Annotated in this window: 1 protein-coding gene; it reads left to right on the top strand. The window is 48.6% G+C overall.

All coding sequences use genetic code 11. From position 1 onward, the window contains the following. Positions 1–79: 79 nt before the first annotated feature. Positions 80–251 (top strand): NADH-quinone oxidoreductase subunit K (locus SB772_RS43685; RefSeq protein ID WP_410838987.1); only part of this gene is annotated, 172 nt, incomplete at its 3' end.

Below are 251 nucleotides of genomic sequence, written 5' to 3'. Positions count from 1 at the left end.
AGATGTGTCAAACGTGCCGTTTGCCCATGAGGTGGCAGGCTTAGTACAGCCAGTTGCTGAGGTGCAAAATGTACTGGGTATGATACCCATGAGCCATGGACTGATTTTGGCAGGTATTTTATTTGCCATCGGTCTGTGCGGCGTCATGGTACGACGTAACTTCCTATTTATGCTCATGAGTCTTGAGATCATGATGAATGCGGCAGCATTGGCATTTGTAGTAGCAGGTAGTCGCTGGGTAGATCCAGACG

Origin of the sequence: Paraburkholderia sp. SIMBA_030 (genome assembly GCF_046535245.1) — a bacterium.
In the GTDB taxonomy this organism is placed as follows: Bacteria; Pseudomonadota; Gammaproteobacteria; order Burkholderiales; family Burkholderiaceae; genus Paraburkholderia.
The sequence above is the reverse complement of the archived record's forward strand: the minus strand, read 5'-3'. Positions and strand labels throughout refer to the sequence as shown.